This window comes from Nocardia thraciensis, from assembly GCF_054782435.1.
The window spans coordinates 77,953-98,838 of the sequence record NZ_BAAGSM010000030.1 but is presented as its reverse complement, the minus strand read 5'-3'; the positions used below and the strand labels follow the sequence as shown (position 1 = coordinate 98,838).

Below are 20,886 nucleotides of genomic sequence, written 5' to 3'. Positions count from 1 at the left end.
CTGGAGAGGTCCGGTCCGGGACCACCTACACGATCATGGGCGGACTTGTGTGGCCGATATCAGGAACGGACTGAGATGGAAGCTCGGCCTGACGAAGCTTCGCCGGCTTTCCACCGGAGCAGGACGACATCATTCCCGGACACCACCCGGCTGGTGGTGCCTCGCCTCTCGTATCCATTTCCGCTGCAAGTACACCCGCTGGCACACGCAGCACAGCAACACACCATGCAGTGGGTGCAGCATCACTGTTTGGCGGTCGGGGCACCACTGGTCGACCGGTACCGCGCGATCGCACCAGGACAGTTCGCCGCGCTGATCTATCCACAGGCCACAGTCGAGGGTTTGTGGTGGATCGCCGACTGGGGTTCATGGCTTTTCACCTTCGACGATCACTACTGCGACGAGGCGGCGCTGGGCTATCACGCCGCGGCGCAGGCCCGGTCCGTGGCTCGGCTGGTCAATATCATCGACGACCCCACGTACGTTCCAGACCCCGGGGACCCGTGGGCGACAGCGTTTGCCGATTTGCGCGACCGATTCACCACGTTCGGTTCGGCGGTGCAATGGGCACGATTCGCCTCCGCCTTCCGAGCCTACATGCTGGGGCTGACCTGGGAGGCTGCACATCGGGAACTCGGCCGATGTGCCACATTAGCGGACTATTGCACTATGCGGTCTCACTCCTCATCGATGTGGACGATTGTTGCTATCGGAGACGCTCTATGCGGTTATCAATTGAGTGACGCCGACTTCTACGATCCGCTCGCCCTCCGCGTGACTGCCACGATGATCAATATCGTGTGTTTCGCCAATGACATCTATTCGTGGGTACGCGAATCAGCGACCCAGGGGCCCGGAATCGCGAACCTGGTGGGTGTGCTTTCCGAGCACACCGGACGAAGCGTTCAGGACGCCGTGAACGAGGCGGTCCGGATGCACGACGCCGAACTGGCCTCCTATCAGCGGCTACTGTCGGACCTCCAGCCGCACACGAGTGAGCCGTTGCGCCGCTATTTCGATGGATTGAGCGCGTGGCTGGTCGGCAACGGCGTATGGTCACTATCCACCTCACGTTACGGACTTGCCGATAACTACACCTTCGCAGAGGATCAGGAGCCAGCCAACGCCCGATCCAGATCTGACGGCCGTCGACGTTGCTGAAGTGCATGAAAAGGCGGTTGCCAGTCATGGTGCTTCGCTGCAGGCCCGGCGGAATGAGTACGGAACAACTCGCCATAACGGCCGCTACGGGCAAGGAGTTCGGCGTGGCTGCCGGGTTCTAGGTGTCATGCCCTGGGTTGATGATTTGTCGTGCGGCAGAACAGGTTGGTAATTAACGGTTTCCGTGGTCCGTGTGCACGACATCGGCTGCGCCGTTGCGTTCGGAACTCGGATAGCGTCGTCTTTGCGGGTCAGCTGTGGAGGTGTTTGCGTGGGTCGGGGAAACCGAGTTCGGTGTATCCAGGTGCGCGTTCGTAGAGAGTTTTGGCGATGACGGGTGTGAGTGCGTCGTGGTAGTCGTGGACAGTGGCGGTGGTTTTGGCGGGGTGTGGTCTGGTGATGCGGCCGACGTACTGGACGAGGCGGCCTTTGAACTTCACCGGGGCGGCGAGGAACAGCGTGTCCAGTGCGGGGCAGTCGAAGCCTTCACCGATATACGGGCCGGTGCCGACGATCAGCAGCCGTAGCCCGCGTTGCTGATGGGTGGTGATGGTGTCGGTGGCTGCTCGGCGTTCGCGGGCGTTCATTCCGCCGCGCAGGACGATGATCTCGCCGAGGCCGGCGGCGCGGAGCCGGTCGGCCAGCGCGGTGAGGTGATGGACCCAGCTGGTCAGGACGAGGATGTTCGCGCCGTCGCGGTGCGCTGCGACGACATCGGTGACGATCTGGTCGAGGCGGTCGGCGTTGGTGGCCAGAGCGCGGTAGATCTTCGCGATCCCGCCGGGCTGTGCCGGGTCGGCGTCGCCGGTGTAGGCGAAACGGGTGGGGTGGACGTGCAGCACCGGATGTGGGCCGGGTGCTGCACCGCCTGCCGGCAGTTCGCCTGCTTTGGGGGCGTCGACGGTGTGGGTGTGGGTGCCGAGCTGATGGTAGATGAGGTCGTTGAGCTGGTCGCGGCGATACGGCGTGGCGGTCAGGCCGAGCCAATACCGTGCGGGGATGTTGTTGAGGACATCGGTGAACGCCGTCGCCGCCACGTGGTGGCATTCGTCGACCACCACGAACCCGTAACCGCCGGTGAGCTCGGCGATATTGGCTCTGCGGGCGAGGGTGGGCAGCAGCGCGACGTCGACGACGCCGGTGGTTTTGGATCGGCCGCCGCCGATCTGCCCGCACTTGATGCCGAGGTGTTCGCTGATGCGGGCGCGCCACTGGTCGGCGAGGGCTTTGCGGTCGACGATGATCAGCGTCGAGGAGCCGCGTGCGGCGATGGCGGCGCAGGCGATCACGGTCTTCCCCGTCCCCGGTGGCGCCACGACCAGGGTCGCGTCCGCTGTGCCGATGTCTCGCAGCGCGCGGTGCTGCTCGGGCCGGAGCTCGGCAGTGCAGGTGAAGGGGTGGGCGGTGCCGTGGCCGCGGGTGTCGTCGATGTGCAGGGTGCTACCGGCGGATTCGATGAGCGTGGTCAGCAGGGGTAGCAGGCCGCGGGGCAGGATCAGGTCTCCGTCGAGTGTTTCGTCGTAGCTGCGCAGGAATCGTGGTGTGTCCCAGGTGCTGCGGCGGGCGCGCTGGCGCGCGTAGAACTCCGGATTCGGGATCGACGCAGCGTGTTTGACCGCGGAGATCATCGCGGGCCCGAGATCGGTGGCCGTTACCTGGATCCGGGCGGCGAACGACGCTCGCACCACCGCGGCGGGCCTCGGCACGATCTTCGACGCCGTCGGCAGTCGCAGCCGCCGCACGTCGTGGCCGACCGTGGGCTGCGGCAGCGAGTTGACCAGCGCGGCAACCTGTTTCGCGGACAGGCGGGGGATGCTCGACAGGTATGCCCACTGGTCGTCGAACGGTTCGAGGGTTGCGGGGTCGAGGAACAGCGTGGTGCCGTGCCGGCGACGGGCACCGTTGAGGGGTGCGGCGATGAGGTTGCCGACCCCGCGTCCGGTGTGGGTGTCCTGCGACGGGAACAGCCGGTCGTAGCTGGCCAAGCTCATTCGGCCGCGCAACCCGATCGCCTCGGCGAGCAGCCCGGTCGCGATCCGCCGGGCCGACGCCGCCGGTGTGGCCTGAGCGAAGAAGATCCACACGTGCGCGCCCCGCCCGGACTGCGACACCTCCAGCGCGGCCGGAATATCGGTGGCGCGCGCGGCTTTCAGGTACGCCAGCGCATCCAGCATGGCGGTGTCTTTGTCGAAGTCGGCAGCGATCCACCGGCAGGTGTCGTCGTCGGCCAGCGGATACAGGCCGATGTGGTGGTTGCCGCGCAGATGCCGGTCGACGACGTCGGCGGTGAGCGGCAGGTACGTCGCATCCGCCGCTGACATGCCCTTGCGCCAGTATCCCTCGATCGCGGGCACCCACCCTGATCGCCCACTGCGAGGGTTCTCCCACCGCACCGCGTAGGTATCGGACCGGCACCGGAACAGATCGAGGTAGAACGCGACCTTCGCCTGCGGTGACGTCTCTCTGTCGACCGGTGTGCCCGCCGCAGTCTGGTCCGGTACCGCGGCACGGGCATGTTCCTCGGTGAGCCGCAACAGATTCCGCAGCCGGGTGTTCTCTGCCCGCAGGGCGTCGAGTTCGCCGGGAAATACCTCCACGGGCACCCAGTGTGCACCGCCGGCACCCGGCCCCGGAATGGTGGGCTGCGGTCATGAAACGCCCGGCGGCGCACCCGGTGGCTCCCGGCGGCGCGGGCGGTTGCCCGATACCGCGCCGCGTCCGCGCGCTGTGGTGAAGACCGGTGTGAGTGGTTTCCCCGGTCGCGCCGCACGACGACCGCACCGGCTCTCGCGTGACGATCACGGGGCCGTCGGGTTTCCTCCCACCGGCGGGTACGCGGACCAGGCGTTTGTGTCGGGTAGAAGTATCCACGTGCCGCCAGAGTTACCGCTGTACGCGGTGCCCGTCCGACCGGCCGGCGGGGTGCCCGCGGACCGTTCACCGACCGTCGAGACGGTGTGGCGTGGGCGTGCGCGACGGGAACGGCCGTGGGTCACCCTGCGCGACATAGCTTTTCCAGTCCCGCTGGTGGGGGTTGCGATGGACGGATCCGGTGGATGCGGGGTGCGGGTCACCGACCTGCGGGCCCCCACCGTCAGTGAACGCGATGGCTGGACACTCGACTGTGCACGTCACAGCCGCCAACGATTTCGCCACTGTGCAGCTGCGATTGTCGATCGGGCGGTCGGCTCCCACCGTTGGCACTCCCGAAACAACGCCCGTTTGCGCGAGCATCCCGCGCAATTGCGGGCCGCCGAGTCGACCGAGACCAACGGTCGATGCTGGTCGCCCACGGCCAACTGGGCCTCGGGCACGTGATGAAAGTAGCCGACGAGCCGATGTTCAGGATCGCTTCGTGACCACGGGTACCTGATGACCTCCTCACCGTCGCGGTATGTAGTGGACGCATCGCTGTTATGCAGGGGATGTCATTCAGCATCGGCGGTTGAGCCCGATACTTGAGTATGAAAGCTGTTCTGCCGCAACTCTACTGGGAGCCGGAATAGGAGAGGGCTCGGAAATGATCGACATCACCGGTGCCGCAACTGTTCCATGCCCGATCCCGACCGCGCCGGGGGCGCTGCCGCTACTCGGGCACCTGCCGCATCTGTTCCGACGGCCCCTCGAGTTCTTCACTTCCCTGCCCGCCTACGGGGACCTGGTAGTCGTCCGGGTCGGCACGGCCAAGGCGGTCGTGGTTTGCGAGCCCGCCCTGGTCGGCCAGGTCTTGCGGCATGACGAGATATTCGACAAGGGGGGCTTCTTTTTCGACAGGCTCCAGGAGGCCATGGGCGAGGGATTGGCCACGGTAACTCGCAGCAGAGGTCACCGGTCGCAGCGTCGTCTGTGCCAGCCGGCGTTCCACGCGGCCCGCATGCCTGGGTATGGCCGGGCTGTGACCGCTTGTGTCGTTTCGGTGATCGACGAATGGCACGACGGACAGGTCTTGGATGTATTCGACGAAACGACGGCGATATCATCGAGCATTTTGGCCGACACGATGTTTTCCGACACCCTGGCTCCTACCGTGCGGCGTCAGGCAATTGATGATGTTGCCGCCGTTATAGCAGGACTCTATCGGCGTATGCTGACGCCGCCGTCGCTGGACTGGTTGCCAATTCCCGGAAATCGCCGCTACAACCGCGCCAACGCTCGCCTGCATCAGACCATGGCGGACCTCATTGCGGATCGACGTAGCAGTGCCATCGACCATGGGGATCTGTTGTCGGCATTGCTGAGCGCACACGACACCGACGACAGTGACCGTGGCTTGTCCGACACCGAGATCATCGATCTGGTCAGGACATTCTTCTTCGCGGGGACGGAGACCACCGCGAAAACCTTGGCGTGGGCGCTCGGTCTGCTTGCGCAGCACCCGGAGATCGAACAGCGTCTGCAAGCCGAGGCCGAGGCCGTCCTGGCGGGCCGTCCGGCCGAGCATGCCGACCTCCCTCGACTGGTACTGGCCGGCCGGGTGATCACCGAAACCCTGCGGCTGTGGCCGCCGCGGTGGATATTGACCCGTCGTGTCACTGCCACACCCGGCTGGGGCGATACTCGGTCCCCGAGGGGACCACCCTGGTCTACAGCCCCTACCTCATCCACCGTCGCCCCGACCTGTATGACAACCCGGATCGTTTCGACCCCGATCGCTGGCTGCCCGGGCGTGCGATACCGAAGGACGGGTTCATTCCATTCGGCGCCGGCGCCCGCAAATGCATCGGTGAACAATTCGGGACCATCGAGGCCGTTCTCGCGTTGACCACCATCGTCTCCCGCTGGCGGCTGCAAGCCCTACCTGGCCACCGCCTGAACCCCGAACCAGCCGGCACCCTGGGTCCGCGGGGGCTGCGCCTGACCGCCACCCGCCACACACCCGAAGGGTGGTGATCACCATGATCCCGACGTTCACCGCTCCTACTCCTCCGGAGGTCAGCCCCTACATCGACGAGGTCGAGGGCCATGTGCAGGCCTTTGGTGGACGGGTCGGCCTCGACGAAACCGATGACGGCACTCGACGGCTGCGGGCCGGATACGGCGAGTTCGTCGCCTTGACCTATCCGGAGGCCTCGTATGAGGACCTGTGCCTCTGTGCAGAGTGGTTGTTTGTCACCTTTCTGCTCGACGACCTACATACGTTGAGCAGGTACGACTCGCCTCAGGCATGGGCGCCGGTACACCGGCGGCTGCGCCAGCTCATCGAGTCAGGACAGGACACCAGCACGGACGGTACCGAGTTCACCCACTCGATCGCTGAGGTGGCACGCCGCACCCGGGAGCGCGTGTCGCCGGGCTTCTACCGGCGATTCACCCACCACCTAGACCTGTTCTTCACCGGATTCGAACGCGAGTCCCGCGATCGGCTGCACGGCAACATCCCCGCGGTCGCCGATTTCACGCAAACCCGGCGGCTGTCGGTGGGCATGGAGTTCGGATTCGACCTCGTGGAATTGAGCCAGAGCGTCGAGATCTGCGACCACGTGTACGCCTCACCGGTCTACCAAGCCCTGGTCACTGCCGCCAGCGATGTGGTGGCGTGGCAGAACGACATGCACTCGGTCCATCTGGACATCCAACGCGGCGACATTCACAACCTGGTGCTGGTACTGCGCGCAGCCCACAACATCGACCTGGACAGCGCCCTCGCCGTGACCGCTAGCAAGATCACCCAGCGAATCGCCGACTTCCACGCCGCAGAACGCGCCCTGCCCAACACCCTCAGACAGCTGGGTATCGTGGCGGACGAACACCAACAGATCCTGCGAACCGCCGCCGGGATGCGGCAATGGACCAACGGCTGCCTGCACTGGTATCGGCGGACAACGCGCTACACCATCCCCGACGCCACAGCCCATCCCGACAGCCAGCATTCCTACCTGCAGGACCTGATCTGGCCGGCGGAACAACCCAATTCAGTTCCGAAGGCCTGATCGCCTTCGCCGCTGCGCGGGGTGGATCGGGGCCAGTCCGAGGGGCGGTGGATCGGCCTCGCCGTTTCCTTGGAGCCCACCGTTCGGCAACGGGTAGGCCACAACCCACGGTAGCGTGGTCGCTCGCAGTGAGGCACGTCAGTCTCGACAAAACAATTGGGGGTAAACCCTCGTCAGCCGTGTTCGGCGGACACTGGGACGACGGTTGGATCGGTGCGATGCGGTCGCCGCATAGTCGTTATGCGTGAGCTGCCGTTCATTGCTCTCGGGTCGAGGGTGAATCTGTAGCTGTCACCCGTTTCTCGCATAACCGGGGATGGTGGAAATTACCGAAACTACCCAGTTCGACATCGGCCGCATTGCCGCGGTGGTCACGGCCGGGGGCGGAGCACAACACAGCTGTCAGAAATTCGACAGCGTCTTGTCTGCAGGCATCATGTCTTTTCCTGACTGCAGACGAGCCGACGTATTGACCACACTGGCCGGTCACGTCGCATGGCGAGATCGGCGAATCCCGTGAACAACAACTGCGAACCCTTGTGTCGCCATAGGAAAGATCTGATCCTGCGGAAGGACAGTTGAGAAATGTCCGATTTCAACCCTGCCTACCAGCGACTCGAATACGGCACCGAGTACAGCGTGCCTCCGATTCCGGTTCAACTCCCCCTGGCGACGCACGGGGACTATGAGGCACTCGCCCCGCAAGTGCTGCATTGGTTACGGCCCTACTTCCAGCAGTACTTCCGAGAACCAGACGAGAGTGGCACACCACGCACCGATCGCAAGCTGGCCCACCGCGACGACCTGTGGATGGCGATGTGCTACCCACATGCGCGAGCAGACCGCATTTTTCCGCTTCTGGTCCTTGGCCTGTGGCTCGCACTGGTGGACGATTCTTTCTCCAGTCCAGACCTCCAGGCAGACCCGACGGCTCGCCGACGGGCCTGCACGGAGATCTGTCAAGCCCTCGACGGCGTGAACCGGGACGACTACAGCCCCATCGCACGCATGACCTTCGACGGGCATCGCCTGTTCCACCTGCCCTCCAACCCCGCGTTCAACGAGCGCCTCGCCACGGTCGCCAAGCAAACCGTCACCAACAGCGCCGAAGAAGAGACAACCCTGAACCACCAACGCTTCGACGATATACCGGGATATCTGAAACACCGCCGGACAAACGTCTACGGTTACTGGCTACTCACACTGGCAGAGTTCGGCCTCGGCATCGATGTAGGCAACGAACTAACCGAAAACCCCGACCTGCGAGCAGCCCGAGATCTGGTCATCGACCACTGGATCTACGTCAACGACATCTACTCCTTCCCCAAGGAGATAGCCGCCCACGAGAAGGTCAGCAGCGTCTGGCAGCTCATGGACAACGAGCGCATGACACTCCAGCAGAGTCTTGACCATCTGGCCGCCCGAGCTGTAGCCATCGAGCATGCCTTCACAGACCTGGCAGACAAGATTGTCACCACTACCGGCCGAATCCACCCGGACATCGAAATCTACCTCCACGAACTCGGCCACATGATCCCCGCCAACCTGCGCTTCCACCGGTGGAGCAGCCGATACCACGACCACCCTCGCAATCTCACCGACTCCACCGCAGGTAACACAGAACCCGAACAAATGACTCTTTACCGGCACCGAACAGTCCATTGACCAACGACGCCAGATCTACGGAATCAATTTCCAGCCTGTCCGGCCCCGTCATCGGACATTACGGCTTGCCGCCGTTAGTGATAGTCCGGTCGTGTCTGGCTCCGGAGGACACCGGAAGCACACAAGAGTGTGGGGGTTCCGATGGTAGATCCGCATGCGGACGGTCCGATTATGCGTATGCGCCGAGCGTATTGCCGCTATGCGTGGTTCGATCCGCCAGGTTCTCCATGGCAGGCAATTGTCGGTCAAATACCAACACGTGTCCCGCCGCACGCAATCGGACGGCAACTCATAAGAGCTTGTCCGGCAAGGTGGGCTGTCCCAGGTTGTTGTCCGCCCGGTTAATCAAACCGCAGGCGTTCTCGTCCACAACCTTCATCGCGAGTGTGGGAAACTTTTCACCGACCGGCGTAGCTCGGCTCGAAGCCATCGAGGAGCTGTATGCCTCGGAACCGATGCCGAAAGGCATTCACCACATGCTCACCCTCGACTTCCTCCGCCCACCGGGAGCTGGGCCGCCCGGACTCGGCTACGTGGCCATCGCCGACGCCATGATCGCCAGCAACGCGCCCATGACGGCATGGCCGGGTTCGCCCGAGCCTCCAGGACACGGGGAACACCACAGGGAACTGCGCCGCAGCAGTGTGTGACCGAGACAGTCGTCGAGGCGGCGACCGGCGAACATTTCCAGATCGAGATCGGTAGACCCGGCACGAGGCCCGCCCAAGCCGTCGATGATCATGTCGTCGCGCAGCAGTGCGCCCAGGTCGGGGTCCGCGGTGAGTGATCAGCCCGGCCTCGATCTCCGCGGCGGTCAGTCGATTCGAACACACCCGCCCGTCCCGCAGGGCGCCAAAGCCGAAATTGCGGGCCGCCCGGCAGGATCCCCAGCCAGGGATAGTCGAATTCTTCGATCATTTCCCACATATCATCGGCCGTACCGAACCCCTCGGCAACCAGCAGATCCTCCCACTCGTCGTCATCGAGAACCGCGGGCGCACAACAGGTCGAATGCCTTGTCGGACAACGAGTCAACGACGGCCACCGACAGCAGTCACCAGACCCGCTGCCCGCTACGATAATCAACTCCGCCGACAGCGCAAGGTCGGGTGACGCGCGGCAGGGCTGTGGTGACCGGTCGCTGGTGGTCGTCAGCGGCTCATTGCGTCCGCCACCAGCGCCCGGCCGTATCCGAGACAGTGCGCGGCAGCCGCTGACGGTCTCTGTGCACCATCGGATATTCGGAGTCGACGACACGGTGTATGGGTCCCGGCCGTGGTGAGCCCATCGCCGGGACCCACCGCTCTCTGCCGATGCACGCCATCGGCGGCGGGTCAAAGGGATTGCGCCACAAGGGCGACATCCGCTGCGAATGCGTCTCGTGCATTGCCCCCATGCGTACGACGCCGTTCTGTTCCGGTGGGCTGGCGTGTGATTCTGAAACGCACCGGTACCGATGGTCGGGTCGATCCGGAAGTCTTCGACACTGGCCGGGAGCGGCCCGCGTAACCGCGGCCATAGCGTCTCGTGGGCGCCGCCTGGGACGGTCGAATTGATGTGCGACATCTGTCGCCGGTCGCAATAGGTCAGGACAGCAGATATCCAATGGTCAGCACCGCATCGCACACCGACAGCATTCGAGGACTCCGGAGGGAGCCAACCGAGATACCGCCGTTCTACTGCCCGCTGCGTCCCGCCGCCCATCCGCAGTCCGCCGTGGTCGACCACCGTGCGGTCGAATGGATACGAGCCCGAGGACTGTGCGCGACAGGTACGGCCGAACGCAAGCTCGAGGACACCGGAGTCGGCGATTTCGTTGGCCGGCTATTCCCCCACAGCAGCACCGCAGCGTTGGAAGCAATCGCCAAGCTGCACCTGTGGGGCTTCGCCTTCGACGACCAGATCGAACAGCTGGCAACCCATGACCTGCCGGCGGCGACCGACTGGCATTACCGCATCATGCGGGTGCTGGACGCGCCGGAATCCACCTCCGCCACCGACCCCTACACCACCGCGCTCCTCGAGATCGCCGCAGATTTCCAGGAACTTGCGACCCCGGCAGTGTACGAACGGTGGGTCGATCACCACCGTGAATTCGCCGCCGGCGCCGTCTGGGCGGGCGTTCATCGCCGAGCCGGCACCGTGCCCACTCCCGATACCGTCACGCTGATCCGGCGGCTCGACGCCGCCTCCTACGATTCCGCCATCAGCCTGATCGAACTCGCCGGCGGATTCGAACTCGCCGCCGCCGACCTGACCCGCCCGGATGTCCGGGCCCTCGCCGATATCGTCTCCGTCCTCCTGGCCTGGGATAACGACATCTACTCGCACCCCATCGAAGTCGAACACGGGATCGACCAGATCAACCTCGTCACAGCCCTCGCCCACCACAGCGCCCCAAGCACACACCAGGCCGTGATCGACGCCATCCACATGCGCAACCAGGCCATGTGGTGTTACACGCAGCGCCGCGCCCGACTCCAGCCTCCCGAAGGGACCCTGCTGCATCGTTACGTGCGTGGCCTCGACGACCTGATTCGCGGCCACCTGGATTGGGCCCGCCACGGAACCAGCCGCTACGACACCGGCCGAGAGCGAATCCCACTGACCCTCCACGAGGAACCCGCCACGACCGTGCACCGCCACGATCTCACCCAACCTCTCACACTCCCATCGATCCACTGGTGGTGGACGTCTCTTCGCTGACCCGGTGTAGGACGGCTGCACGATTATTCATATGCAGCTCGACGATTGGATTGGCGCACGAGCCGAATCGGTCGACGACGTCGCTGTTCCGAATATCAGTCGGCCGGTACCAAAGCGCCCGACCGTTCAGGACACCAGCCTGCCGGGGTCGGTCCTACACCCCACGCACCAGCCCTGGCAGGCTGGCCACATCCACACAGGGACATGCCATCTCGACGCTGGCCCCGCCGGACAGTACGACCCGGTCGTCGGCGCCGCCAGCGTCGATCGAGTTGATATCAATCGCTTTCACATCCATGACGCGACGGCACCAGCTGGTGGACGCAGAGGGCAGACGATGACCAGTGCTGCTCTCGCGGCTTGCGGTCCAGTTCGGTTCATCGTCGGTAGCCGACACCTGGATCAGCCCAGCAGGACAGAGCCGAACCAGGGAGCCACCCGGCCTTCGGGGGCGCGTACGAGACATACTGGCCTCGACATTGTGCCCGCCAGCCAGCGCAGCGAGAGTATACAAGACATCAGACTGAGCCTTACTGACGTAAGACTCAGCACGCTGGGCTCAATCGGCGAACCGCTGGTAGCTGTCGAAGCTGAGTTCCACACCACAAAAATCACCGCTGCCTCGCCGGACGGATCGAAGATCAGTGGCTCCACACGGACCGGAACTGCATTCGCCCGCGCACCTGCTTCGAAGCACGCATCGAACGCGACGGCAGGAAACCACTGGTCGCACGGTTCGGTGACATTCCGTTGCACCGGCAGAAAACGGCGAGAGTCACCGATTCTGCGCCGATCCGGGTCGACTACCCGCACAAGGAGATCCTCACTCGGCTCCTGGCGGACACCTGCGAACTCTGCGGCATAGTGGGCCGCGTCGAAGTCCACCACATCCGCAAACTCGCAGACCGAGGAATACCCGGACCGCTTCAGCCCCAATGGAATACAGCAATGGCCAACCGGCGGCGCAAAACCCTCGTGGTCTGCGCCGCCTGCCACAGCCACATCCACACCGGGCACCCTGTCGCACCACTCACGCGGTAGTTCACCGGAGAGCCGGATGATCGGGAAACTGTCAAGTCCGGTTCGGCGGGAGGCCGAGCGGAAAAGGGCCAGCACGCTGGCACCTCGCCGCTCGGCCGACCCATCCGGCTGGATCACCCGACGCCGACGATGCGTCCGCGACTACGAACGCCTCCCCGAACACCACGAAGCCATCGTCACCTGGTCGATGATCATCCTCATGTCCCGCCGCCTCGCCCGCACCCGAAAATGAGCAGTTTGTTCACAGACACTTAGAACGCGGCTGACATGCGGGGCTGCTGCACCGTGACACCCACTGTTAGCTAGCTGCAGGTGCTGGTGTACCGGGGCATGCCGAAGGCGTACCGGGACGGCGCCGCCCAGCGACTGTCAACTCCGGTCAACCGTGGATCTGGCACGGTTTGCGTGATTGACCCGTTAGAAATGCGCTCGGGCGCTTGATAGTTGAAGATGTCGCGAGTGCTCTGATCTTGGACTGGTGGCGGTCCCGTTCCCGCATCTCGCCCAGTTGTCGACCGAGCGCGTTCATGCATCCGACCGGGTGTTATCCATTCAGGCCAGCGCTCTCGGCGAGCCGGTTGCCTGTCCCGTGTGCGGAGCGATGTCGCAGCGGGCGCACAGCCGGTATGAACGGCGGCTGTCCGACGCCGCCGTTGCCGGCCGTGAGGGTGCTGATCCAGCTACGGGTACGCCGGTTGTTCTGCGACAACACCGAGTGTGCGAGAAGGACTTTCGCGGAACAGGTGCCCAGTGTGGCGGTCCGGCACGCTCGGCGCACGACAATGCTGCAGCGGCTGCTGTACCGGGTATGCCTGGCTCTCGGTGGCCGGGCCGGTTCCCGGCTGACCGCGCATCTGGCGGCGTCGGTGGCGCGGATGACACTATTGCGTCAGATTCGCGCTGCCGGATCCCGATCAGGCGACTCCACGGGTACTTGGGGTCGACGACTTCGCACTTCGGCGCGGGCATCACTACGGAACGATCCGATCGACATCGAGACCCGGCGGCCGGTCGATGTCCTCGACGACCGTACCGCCGACACCTTGTCCGCCTGGCTGCGGACGCATCCCGGCGTCGAGATTGTATGCCGGGACCGCGCCGTGACGGCGTGAGCATCCGCGAAATCGGCGCTCGACTCGGCCTCGCTCACGACACTGTCTGGCGCTACGCCCGCGCCGACACGGTCGACGAGCTTCTGGCCAACACCGGCACCGGCCGCCGCCCGAGTCTGCTGGATGAATTCAAGCCGCACCTGCACAAGCGATGGAATGAGGGCTGCACCAAAGCAACTCAGCTGTTCCACGAGATCCAGGACCTAGGCTACCGCGGCGGCGCGACGATCGTGCTCCACTACTTGCACGCATTCCGCACCACCGGCCATGCTCCACGCCCGGTCCGCAAGCCACCCTCTGTCCGCCGCGTCGCCAGCTGGATCATGAGCGACCCTGCTGGCCTCGATCCCGACGATCGTCGGCAACTGGATGCAATCCTGGCCGCAGGACCCGAACTCGCCTGTCTGGCCGGACATGTCCGTGCGTTCGGTACGATGATGAAGGAGTTCCGAGGCCGTGAAATCGAGCGATGGATGGCAGCCATTGAGGCCGACGACCTACCGGCCCTGCACTCGTTCGTTCGGGGCCTGCGCCGAGACTTCGATACAGTTGCCGCCGGAGAAGGGCATGTCGACCGCATCAAAATGCTGAAACGCCAGGTGTTCGGACGTGCGAAGACCGACCTGCTTGGCAAGCGAATCCTGTTGAGCAACTGAGCAAGTCGATCGCCGAATCACGAAACTAGTGCCAGATCCTGAAGTTTGACCCGCATGGTATTCAACGGACAACATCGTCGGGTCACGGATAGACTCCGTCACGGCACGGCGCCAGCATCGGGTCGTCCGGATCCACGCCGTTCGCGATCGCCATCTCCCGGTAGCTGTCGTACAACGGCCTGTCACAGGAGATACCGTCGGTGTCGGGGCCGTGCATACGCACGGCGAGGTTGTGCTGCGCACCCCGCAGCAACAACCCCGCACACGTTGCAGGGTCATCGGAACCGCTTGTGTGGCAACCGAATCGATGTTGCGATAAGTCGTAGGCCGTGCGTGCGCTGTGTCGGAATACCTCGGGCGGGAACATGCCGATCGGTGAATCCCGCAGCCACGGGCACGTCGCACACGGTGTCTGACGGTAATCGTCCCGGTCGCCTCCCTGGACCGTGACCACGCCCCACCCGTTGGCGCCTTCGGTGACCGCGATGACCTCGCTCCCACACGCCTCGGCGGCAGAACCACGACCGCCGCAGTCCTGGCCCGCAACGCCAGCTCGCACCTGCTGTTCCTGATCATCACCGTCCACGCCGATATCCTACGAACACGAACGGGACCCGGCACCGAGTTCGAAGGATCCAGACCGTGGCCGTGCCAGTTCGCATAGGGTCAGCTCGTGACGCACTACACACTGGATGACATCCGTTCTCGCGCTGTCTGCACCGGTGGCGGTTGCTACGAGACGCGGCTCGTCCTCCACTAGGGTGACAGTGCTGACCATGTCGAGGGCAGCGAGTGGATTTTCATAGGGTACGGCACATTGAACTATCGGTTCACCTCGACCGGCGAATGGGGCACCATCTTCGGTTCCGCGCTGGTCACCAAAGGTGCCTGAACCCCGCGGAGCGCCGCACAACAGCCACGAACGCTACGGATCGTCCACGGCAACGTCTATGTCTGCCACCGCACCCGCAATATCCGAAGTTGGCAGTATGTGCCGATAAGTCGCGGCGGCCGACTCAGACCATATCTGGGCAGAATCACGTAGAGCAGCAACGTGATCCGCCATTATTGGCTCAGATCGTCAGCCACGCTACTGCCTAGTGCCGATCCGTGCGGCGCGGGCACTGACCTCGATCACATGCTGTCCCTTGCACGGAAGATCTTGACAGGGACCATCTCCGGATTCGACAGTTAAGCGTCGTCGAGACATTCACGAGAGCCAACCGCGCCGGGGGGAAGATGGCCAGCTTGTCGGATCTGCAACTAACGATGGACACGCTCGCGCTGCGGACCTGGAAGGATTACGAGGACGGCTATCCGTGCGGATTGGCACCCGGCGAGACATCGGTGACCGATGCGCTGCTGCTCGAACTACACCGTCGCTTCCCTCAGATCGCGGTACGACGACTCACCCCAGCAAACGAGAAACGCGGCGGCGCGGACTGGGAGTGGTGGATCGGCTCCCCCACCGACGGGTGGTTGTGCCTGCGTATCCAAGCCAAACGCATCTACGACGTCGGCTACCGCGCGCTCGATCACCTCGGAGACAAGGACGGCGACTACCAGTACAACACCCTCATCGAGGGCTGCCAAGACACGTACACCCTGCCCTATCACGTCTTCTACAACGGCTGGGAGGCAACCCGATTCGGCGAACTCCGAAACAATCGCGCAGACCTGCGCGCCCTGCGAAACAACCCGCACTACCCGCACTTCGACGGACTACGCAGCAGAGACGACGACCCCCGCTCCCGCCTCAGTACCGACCCGCGCCTACCCAACTGGTGGGGATGCGCAGCCTTGCCCACCCACCACGTAGCCACGCTCCACTCCCTGGGCCGTGACAAAACCAAACGGGTATACGCCCCGCGCTACCTCAGCCACGCCATGCCGTGGTCATGTTTGTTCGGGCTCGGCAAGAGGCGCGAGCCAGCCGGCCTCCCGCGAGCACCCCGCCTCCTCGATCGGATCCACCGGAACCTGCTCGCCGACACCGTCGACTCGGCGCAGGTGGCACAAGGCCGGTACGGATCTCGACATGTCCAGTGGACACAAGAACTGCAAGCCCTCGTGCATGCTGTCGATATCGGTGAAGGCCGCGCGATTCGACGAGCGCAGCTTCCGTCCTATGCCGCGGCGACCCTTGCTCTGCACCAGAATCGAAACCCGATCGAGGAGGAATTCACGGGCTACCAGGCACCGGCGACCTACGCCCTTGTCACCGACACCGGCAGGTTCAGCGGCGAATACTAACGCCGCCCACCCACCACCGGGATGGTTGACTCCGGTGTCCCACGTTCGCCGAGGCGGCGGTGGCCGCGCCGAATTCCGGACCCGGTGGACGACGCCGTCCACCACCTCCACGACGAGCGCCGCCCCGACCACCGGTCACAGCAGAACGGGCACAGCTGAAAAACAGCAGATTCGGGTTCTTGGCCCTATCAACGCGTTCCATCCGCCTTCGGATAGCCGAACCGCGTCTCTATCGTCAACGTCCCCCAAGAAAACCGCTGTTCGCGGCCGGTCCCATCCTTATAGTGCCCCGCCGGGGGCACGAACCTGCGACAGCCGTCGCGGCGCGGCCCGCACCAGAGGCGACTTCCTCCCCTTCCTCCGCGCGCACCGCTGGCGGCTACGCTTCCTTCCCATGCCGAACTAGGGTTAATGGATGACTGCGCTCGATGAGATTCCGCCGACTCCGCACGGACACCAGCGGCACCTCTTGGCGGTACCGTTCGAGACCGACTTCAGCTTCGCCGAAGTCGTCACCGCCCCCGACCCCAATGAAGCCGGCATTGACGAGAATGAGCGGACAAGGCGCCATCAGCTCCGGCGACAGCAGCTCGACGAATACCACCGGCGCGTTGCCGAAGCAGCCACCGCCGTTGTTGAACAGATGAGCGGGAACCCACTGGCCAGACATGGCTACCTGTTCGGCAATCCGGTCGAGGCTCGCGAAACATTCCCCGTCCAAGGCCTAACCGGCGCAGCCTATTTCGCGGAGTTCTATGCGCCCGAAGGGTAATGGCCGAGCTGACAACCACAGCACAGTCGGGCCTGACGAGCGAGCCACAGGTACCATCCGTGCGACGAATGTCTGGTTCGGTGACGACGCCGGACCGTCTGATGGAACGGAACACAGTCTGGGATTGCGTCCGGGGCAACAGTGGGGACAGATTCAACCCACCCCAAAATTACCCCAAACTTTCCGGGTGACTATGCGTGATCCTGCGTGACCAAGCGTGCAGCGATCTTGAACATAACCGCAGGTAAGCTGCCGAACAGGGTTGCCTGTGATCAGAGGTGAACACGGGAAAACCCCGAACCCGTAACAGCGGGTTCGGGGTTCGAGTCCCTGATGGCGCACGCTCACGAAGCCCTGGCACCCACGCTGCCAGGGCTTTTGTCATTCCAGGGTTCAGCATTGCCCCCGATGCGCTTTCAGTCTCGGTCATTTCCCACGGTTGACCGTTCCCCGGCGAACCGTTCCAGTGCCGCGCTCGAGTCCGGAACCAGCACGTCCCGCTCCACATAGTGCTGCTGTGCTGCTCGGTGACCTTCGAGCCGACACGGTGACCGAGTTGCAAAACCCGCCCGCCCGATGCCGTATTCGAGAGTGATCACCGTGGCTACCGTCTTGCGGAAGTCTTCGGAGTCATCCACGCGAACGTGTCACCTCGCGCGTCACGCCATGTCCGCCGGAAGTTCGCGGGACCGCTCCAGCCGCCGGTACGAGGCGGGACGATCGGGGACTCGTCCTCCGGGTCTCAATCCTCAACGCCAAAGCCGTCGAGGTCTACGACCTGGATACGGTCGACAACCGACCAGTGCGCGTATGCGAGATGTTCGACCTGGAAACGGTCAGCTTGCCGAACACGTGGGCCGCATCGCTTCCTGCCATCACTGGACTGGACCACGCGCACCCCGACGGCCCTCTCACTGTGCCGGAGGCGCACCGAATCATGCGTCAGCACATCGGTTGTCGCGCCGACGCGTGCCCACGCAAAGCGAGCGCGCACAGCTGCCTGATTCGAGCCGGGAATATCGTGCCCCGGTGGGCACGTGCCGGGAGCGTGCCACCGCGCGCGGCATGGAGCCTCCGCCAGTAATCACCGAACCGTCGGTCGGGCCGGAATTGCAGACGGTGCTCGATCTACCGGTGCCGGGCGTGCGCAGTGAGCCGGAAAGCGCGTGGTGGAGGCGACGGTGGTTGTGCCGAAATCCGGACAGCCGCAGATCCGAGATCCTCGGTCAGCATCGGATCGGCCGGAGCCGCACCGAACGACGTGGGCCCGCTGATACCGGATGATCAGGGACCCTCCGTGTAAGCGGGGGAACCTCAACGCGCCAGACAACGTATTCGTAGCCCGTATGGGGATCATGCGTGACGGGTGGTTCCTTCCTGGCCCAACGGCAGTCAACCTGAGTTCGAGCTGGCGTTGTGGATCGCCTCGGGTGATGTGAATGAAGGAGAGACCGGTCTCCTCCATCCGCTAACCGGCGGTCACGACACCGCCTTCCGTTACGGACCTAAAATTTGGAGTATCCGAATGGCCGTGAACTCAGAAGCCAAATCATCGGCGGGCGATAGTTTCCGCAGACGGACGTCACGACCACCCTATTCTGCATCGAACGCGGGCGCGCCCGCACCGCGGCGGCCGTATCCCAATAGCTGGTTTGCCCTGTGCCTGGCGGCAGATCTGCCTCCAGGAACGGTCCTGCGGCGCCGACTTGCGGGCGAAGACATTGTCTTGTATCGGACGACGTCCGGTCTCCTACGGGTTGTCCGGCCGTACTGTCCACATCTAGGTGCCCACTTGGGGTTCGGTGGCACCGTCGAAGGCGAAGAATTGGTTTGCCCGTTTCATCATTTCGCCTACGCACCGTCAGGGGCATGCGTGCGGACAGGGTACGGGTCGAAGCCCCCACCGGCGCTGCGCCTCCAGGTCCTCGAGTCACGCGAAGTCGATGGGCTTGTTCTCGTATGGCATCACGCCGAGGGTGCGGGACCTGATTGGGAGGTACCGGACACAGCGCCACCACCGCTTGGACCAAGATACCTACGGGTAGCCACTCTCGTCGATCACCCGCAAGAAGTATTCGAAAACGCTGTAGATATCGGGCATTTCCGACCTGTGCACCACAATGAGATTGGCGAATTCACTGCCACACCGACCGGCAGCAGGATGGAAGTCTCGCTGAACAGCTCCCCAGTATCGGGGGGAATCGGGGTGCTTACTGGAACTCGAATGCACATCGTGGTCACGATGCATGGGCTAGGGTTTATGACCGCCCGCGTGAAAACAATAAGATCAGACACACGCGTCCGATTCTGGATACTTCCGACCCCCGTGGATCCCGTCCATATCGAGCTCCGGCTCGGAGCACACGTGGAACGCGTGGTCGGTTACCGTCCTCCTCGAATAATCGGCAACCTGCTGGACCGGATAGCGCTGCTGCTGTTTCACCAGGACGTTGCGCGAGATTTCCCGATCTGGCAAAACAAGACCTACATGACGAAACCGGCCCTCGTCAAGGGCGACGGGCCTATCATGCGATTCCGCCGGTGGGCCAATGCATTCTACTGCGAGAATCCAACCACCCTCGACGCTCAGCGTTCCGCAGACGCAAAGAAACAACCGGATATCTGATGGAGCACTTCCACGATCAGACCCCGAAACAGGGAACTCATCGCCTTTTCAAACGGAACACTGAGATGAAATCCGGAATAGATATTTCCGGCGCTACCGCGATATCGGCCAAAGTGCGCCGAGAACTCACACTGGCGTGGGGTCATATGCAGATAGACCTACCGCCGACGGTAGTCGCAGCCACCGTATACACTGTGGCATCATGGCACATGAGCCGACAATCCTCGGTTGCCCTGTTGCACATCCTTCCCCAGAGTACCGTCTATCTGGTTCTATACTGCTACATACATTCATTGGCGAATCAGATAGCCGGCGCCGATGAAGATAGGGAGAACAAGCCTTTCAGACCGATTCCCCGAGGGCTCGCGACGAAAGATGAGACCATTGTCCGCTTCTGGCTCGTCGTATTATTTTATCTGGCAGCTGGAATCAGCCTGGGCCTTACGGTATGGACCCTGGTGTGGATCGGTGCCGTTCTTGCTTATAACTTTGGGAGCCTGGACCGGCTTTGGTGTGTGAAGAACCTGTATCCTCCCGTCGGGTATCTCGTGCAGTCAGTTGCCGCATGGCATCTGGGTGGATACACGGGTCATCTAGCATGGTTTTGGATCTGGTTCGGGGTGGCGTATTGGCTTCTGGTATTTCTGCAAGACCTGCGAGACGTCGCAGGCGACGAGCTGATAAGGCGCGGCACTCTCGCAATAAAATATGGACAAGCACCCGTGCGGTGGGCAGGCGCAATCGGGTTGACATTCGTAGCGCTCTCGGCGTGGGCACTCCCACAACTCCAGTCATTCCGCCACCCACCGATGGCCATCTGGGCCGGCACCGTAACTATGATGTGCCTATATCTCGGATGGCGCTTCCTCGCCAGAAGAACACGAGGGTCGGATAATATCTCCTATCAATTGTATGCAGCGGGATCCATCGCACTGGAACTGGGCGCATTCACCCTATGAGCCAG

Annotated in this window: 15 protein-coding genes and 1 pseudogene; 13 read left to right on the top strand and 3 right to left on the bottom strand. The window is 63.6% G+C overall.

Annotated features, from left to right (window positions below; translation table 11 throughout):
• The first annotated feature begins 225 nt into the window (after positions 1 to 225).
• Complete coding sequence (locus ACYVLQ_RS20485; RefSeq protein WP_460699116.1) at positions 226 to 1,161, top strand: terpene synthase family protein; 936 nt, start codon at positions 226 to 228, stop codon at positions 1,159 to 1,161.
• A 251-nt stretch (positions 1,162 to 1,412) separates the two neighbouring features.
• Here ACYVLQ_RS20485 and ACYVLQ_RS20480 read toward each other — a convergent pair whose 3' ends face one another.
• Complete coding sequence (locus tag ACYVLQ_RS20480) at positions 1,413 to 3,758, bottom strand: TOTE conflict system archaeo-eukaryotic primase domain-containing protein (RefSeq protein ID WP_460699115.1); 2,346 nt, start codon at positions 3,756 to 3,758, stop codon at positions 1,413 to 1,415.
• Between the two features lie 923 nt (positions 3,759 to 4,681).
• On the opposite strand from ACYVLQ_RS20480, the pseudogene ACYVLQ_RS20475 reads away from it, so the two are divergent.
• The 6 genes and pseudogenes from ACYVLQ_RS20475 to ACYVLQ_RS20450 all read left to right on the top strand — a co-directional run bounded on the left by ACYVLQ_RS20475 (position 4,682) and on the right by ACYVLQ_RS20450 (position 11,462).
• A pseudogene (locus ACYVLQ_RS20475) lies at positions 4,682 to 6,051 on the top strand (cytochrome P450).
• A 5-nt stretch (positions 6,052 to 6,056) separates the two neighbouring features.
• On the top strand, positions 6,057 to 7,091 hold the full coding sequence (locus ACYVLQ_RS20470; protein ID WP_460699114.1) for a terpene synthase family protein: 1,035 nt from the start codon (positions 6,057 to 6,059) through the stop codon (positions 7,089 to 7,091).
• A 585-nt stretch (positions 7,092 to 7,676) separates the two neighbouring features.
• Positions 7,677 to 8,756, top strand: a complete 1,080-nt coding sequence (locus tag ACYVLQ_RS20465) for a terpene synthase family protein (RefSeq protein WP_460699113.1) — start codon at positions 7,677 to 7,679, stop codon at positions 8,754 to 8,756.
• A gap of 299 nt (positions 8,757 to 9,055) precedes the next feature.
• Positions 9,056 to 9,406: a hypothetical protein gene (locus tag ACYVLQ_RS20460; protein WP_460699112.1), complete on the top strand. Its 351-nt coding sequence runs from the start codon at positions 9,056 to 9,058 to the stop codon at positions 9,404 to 9,406.
• Positions 9,403 to 9,543, top strand: a complete 141-nt coding sequence (locus ACYVLQ_RS20455; RefSeq protein ID WP_460699111.1) for a hypothetical protein — start codon at positions 9,403 to 9,405, stop codon at positions 9,541 to 9,543. The genes ACYVLQ_RS20460 and ACYVLQ_RS20455 overlap by 4 nt, the downstream gene beginning before the upstream one ends.
• Before the next feature lie 929 nt (positions 9,544 to 10,472).
• A complete protein-coding gene (locus ACYVLQ_RS20450) occupies positions 10,473 to 11,462 on the top strand; it encodes a terpene synthase family protein (protein ID WP_460699110.1) in 990 nt (329 codons plus the stop codon).
• 402 nt (positions 11,463 to 11,864) lie between these two features.
• On the opposite strand, the gene ACYVLQ_RS20445 is transcribed toward ACYVLQ_RS20450, so the two are convergent.
• Positions 11,865 to 12,578, bottom strand: a complete 714-nt coding sequence (locus ACYVLQ_RS20445) for a hypothetical protein (protein ID WP_460699109.1) — start codon at positions 12,576 to 12,578, stop codon at positions 11,865 to 11,867.
• 587 nt (positions 12,579 to 13,165) lie between these two features.
• Between ACYVLQ_RS20445 and ACYVLQ_RS20440 the strand changes: the two genes are divergently transcribed.
• Together ACYVLQ_RS20440 and ACYVLQ_RS20435 are read left to right on the top strand one after the other, a co-directional pair.
• On the top strand, positions 13,166 to 13,615 hold the full coding sequence (locus tag ACYVLQ_RS20440; RefSeq protein ID WP_460699108.1) for a transposase: 450 nt from the start codon (positions 13,166 to 13,168) through the stop codon (positions 13,613 to 13,615).
• Positions 13,612 to 14,271 (top strand): transposase, encoded by a 660-nt coding sequence (locus tag ACYVLQ_RS20435; protein ID WP_460699107.1) that lies wholly within the window; start codon positions 13,612 to 13,614, stop codon positions 14,269 to 14,271. The genes ACYVLQ_RS20440 and ACYVLQ_RS20435 overlap by 4 nt, the downstream gene beginning before the upstream one ends.
• Before the next feature lie 82 nt (positions 14,272 to 14,353).
• On the opposite strand, the gene ACYVLQ_RS20430 is transcribed toward ACYVLQ_RS20435, so the two are convergent.
• Complete coding sequence (locus ACYVLQ_RS20430) at positions 14,354 to 14,725, bottom strand: DUF6283 family protein (RefSeq protein WP_460699106.1); 372 nt, start codon at positions 14,723 to 14,725, stop codon at positions 14,354 to 14,356.
• A gap of 785 nt (positions 14,726 to 15,510) precedes the next feature.
• On the opposite strand from ACYVLQ_RS20430, the gene ACYVLQ_RS20425 reads away from it, so the two are divergent.
• The 4 genes from ACYVLQ_RS20425 to ACYVLQ_RS20410 all read left to right on the top strand — a co-directional run bounded on the left by ACYVLQ_RS20425 (position 15,511) and on the right by ACYVLQ_RS20410 (position 20,881).
• Positions 15,511 to 16,524: a DUF6615 family protein gene (locus ACYVLQ_RS20425; protein ID WP_460699105.1), complete on the top strand. Its 1,014-nt coding sequence runs from the start codon at positions 15,511 to 15,513 to the stop codon at positions 16,522 to 16,524.
• 415 nt (positions 16,525 to 16,939) lie between these two features.
• Positions 16,940 to 17,296 carry a hypothetical protein gene (locus ACYVLQ_RS20420; RefSeq protein ID WP_460699104.1) on the top strand — a complete coding sequence of 119 codons (357 nt, stop codon included), beginning with the start codon at positions 16,940 to 16,942 and terminating at the stop codon, positions 17,294 to 17,296.
• Between the two features lie 1,525 nt (positions 17,297 to 18,821).
• Complete coding sequence (locus ACYVLQ_RS20415; RefSeq protein ID WP_460699135.1) at positions 18,822 to 19,922, top strand: Rieske 2Fe-2S domain-containing protein; 1,101 nt, start codon at positions 18,822 to 18,824, stop codon at positions 19,920 to 19,922.
• Positions 19,922 to 20,881: a UbiA family prenyltransferase gene (locus ACYVLQ_RS20410; protein WP_460699103.1), complete on the top strand. Its 960-nt coding sequence runs from the start codon at positions 19,922 to 19,924 to the stop codon at positions 20,879 to 20,881. The genes ACYVLQ_RS20415 and ACYVLQ_RS20410 overlap by 1 nt, the downstream gene beginning before the upstream one ends.
• Positions 20,882 to 20,886: the final 5 nt, after the last annotated feature.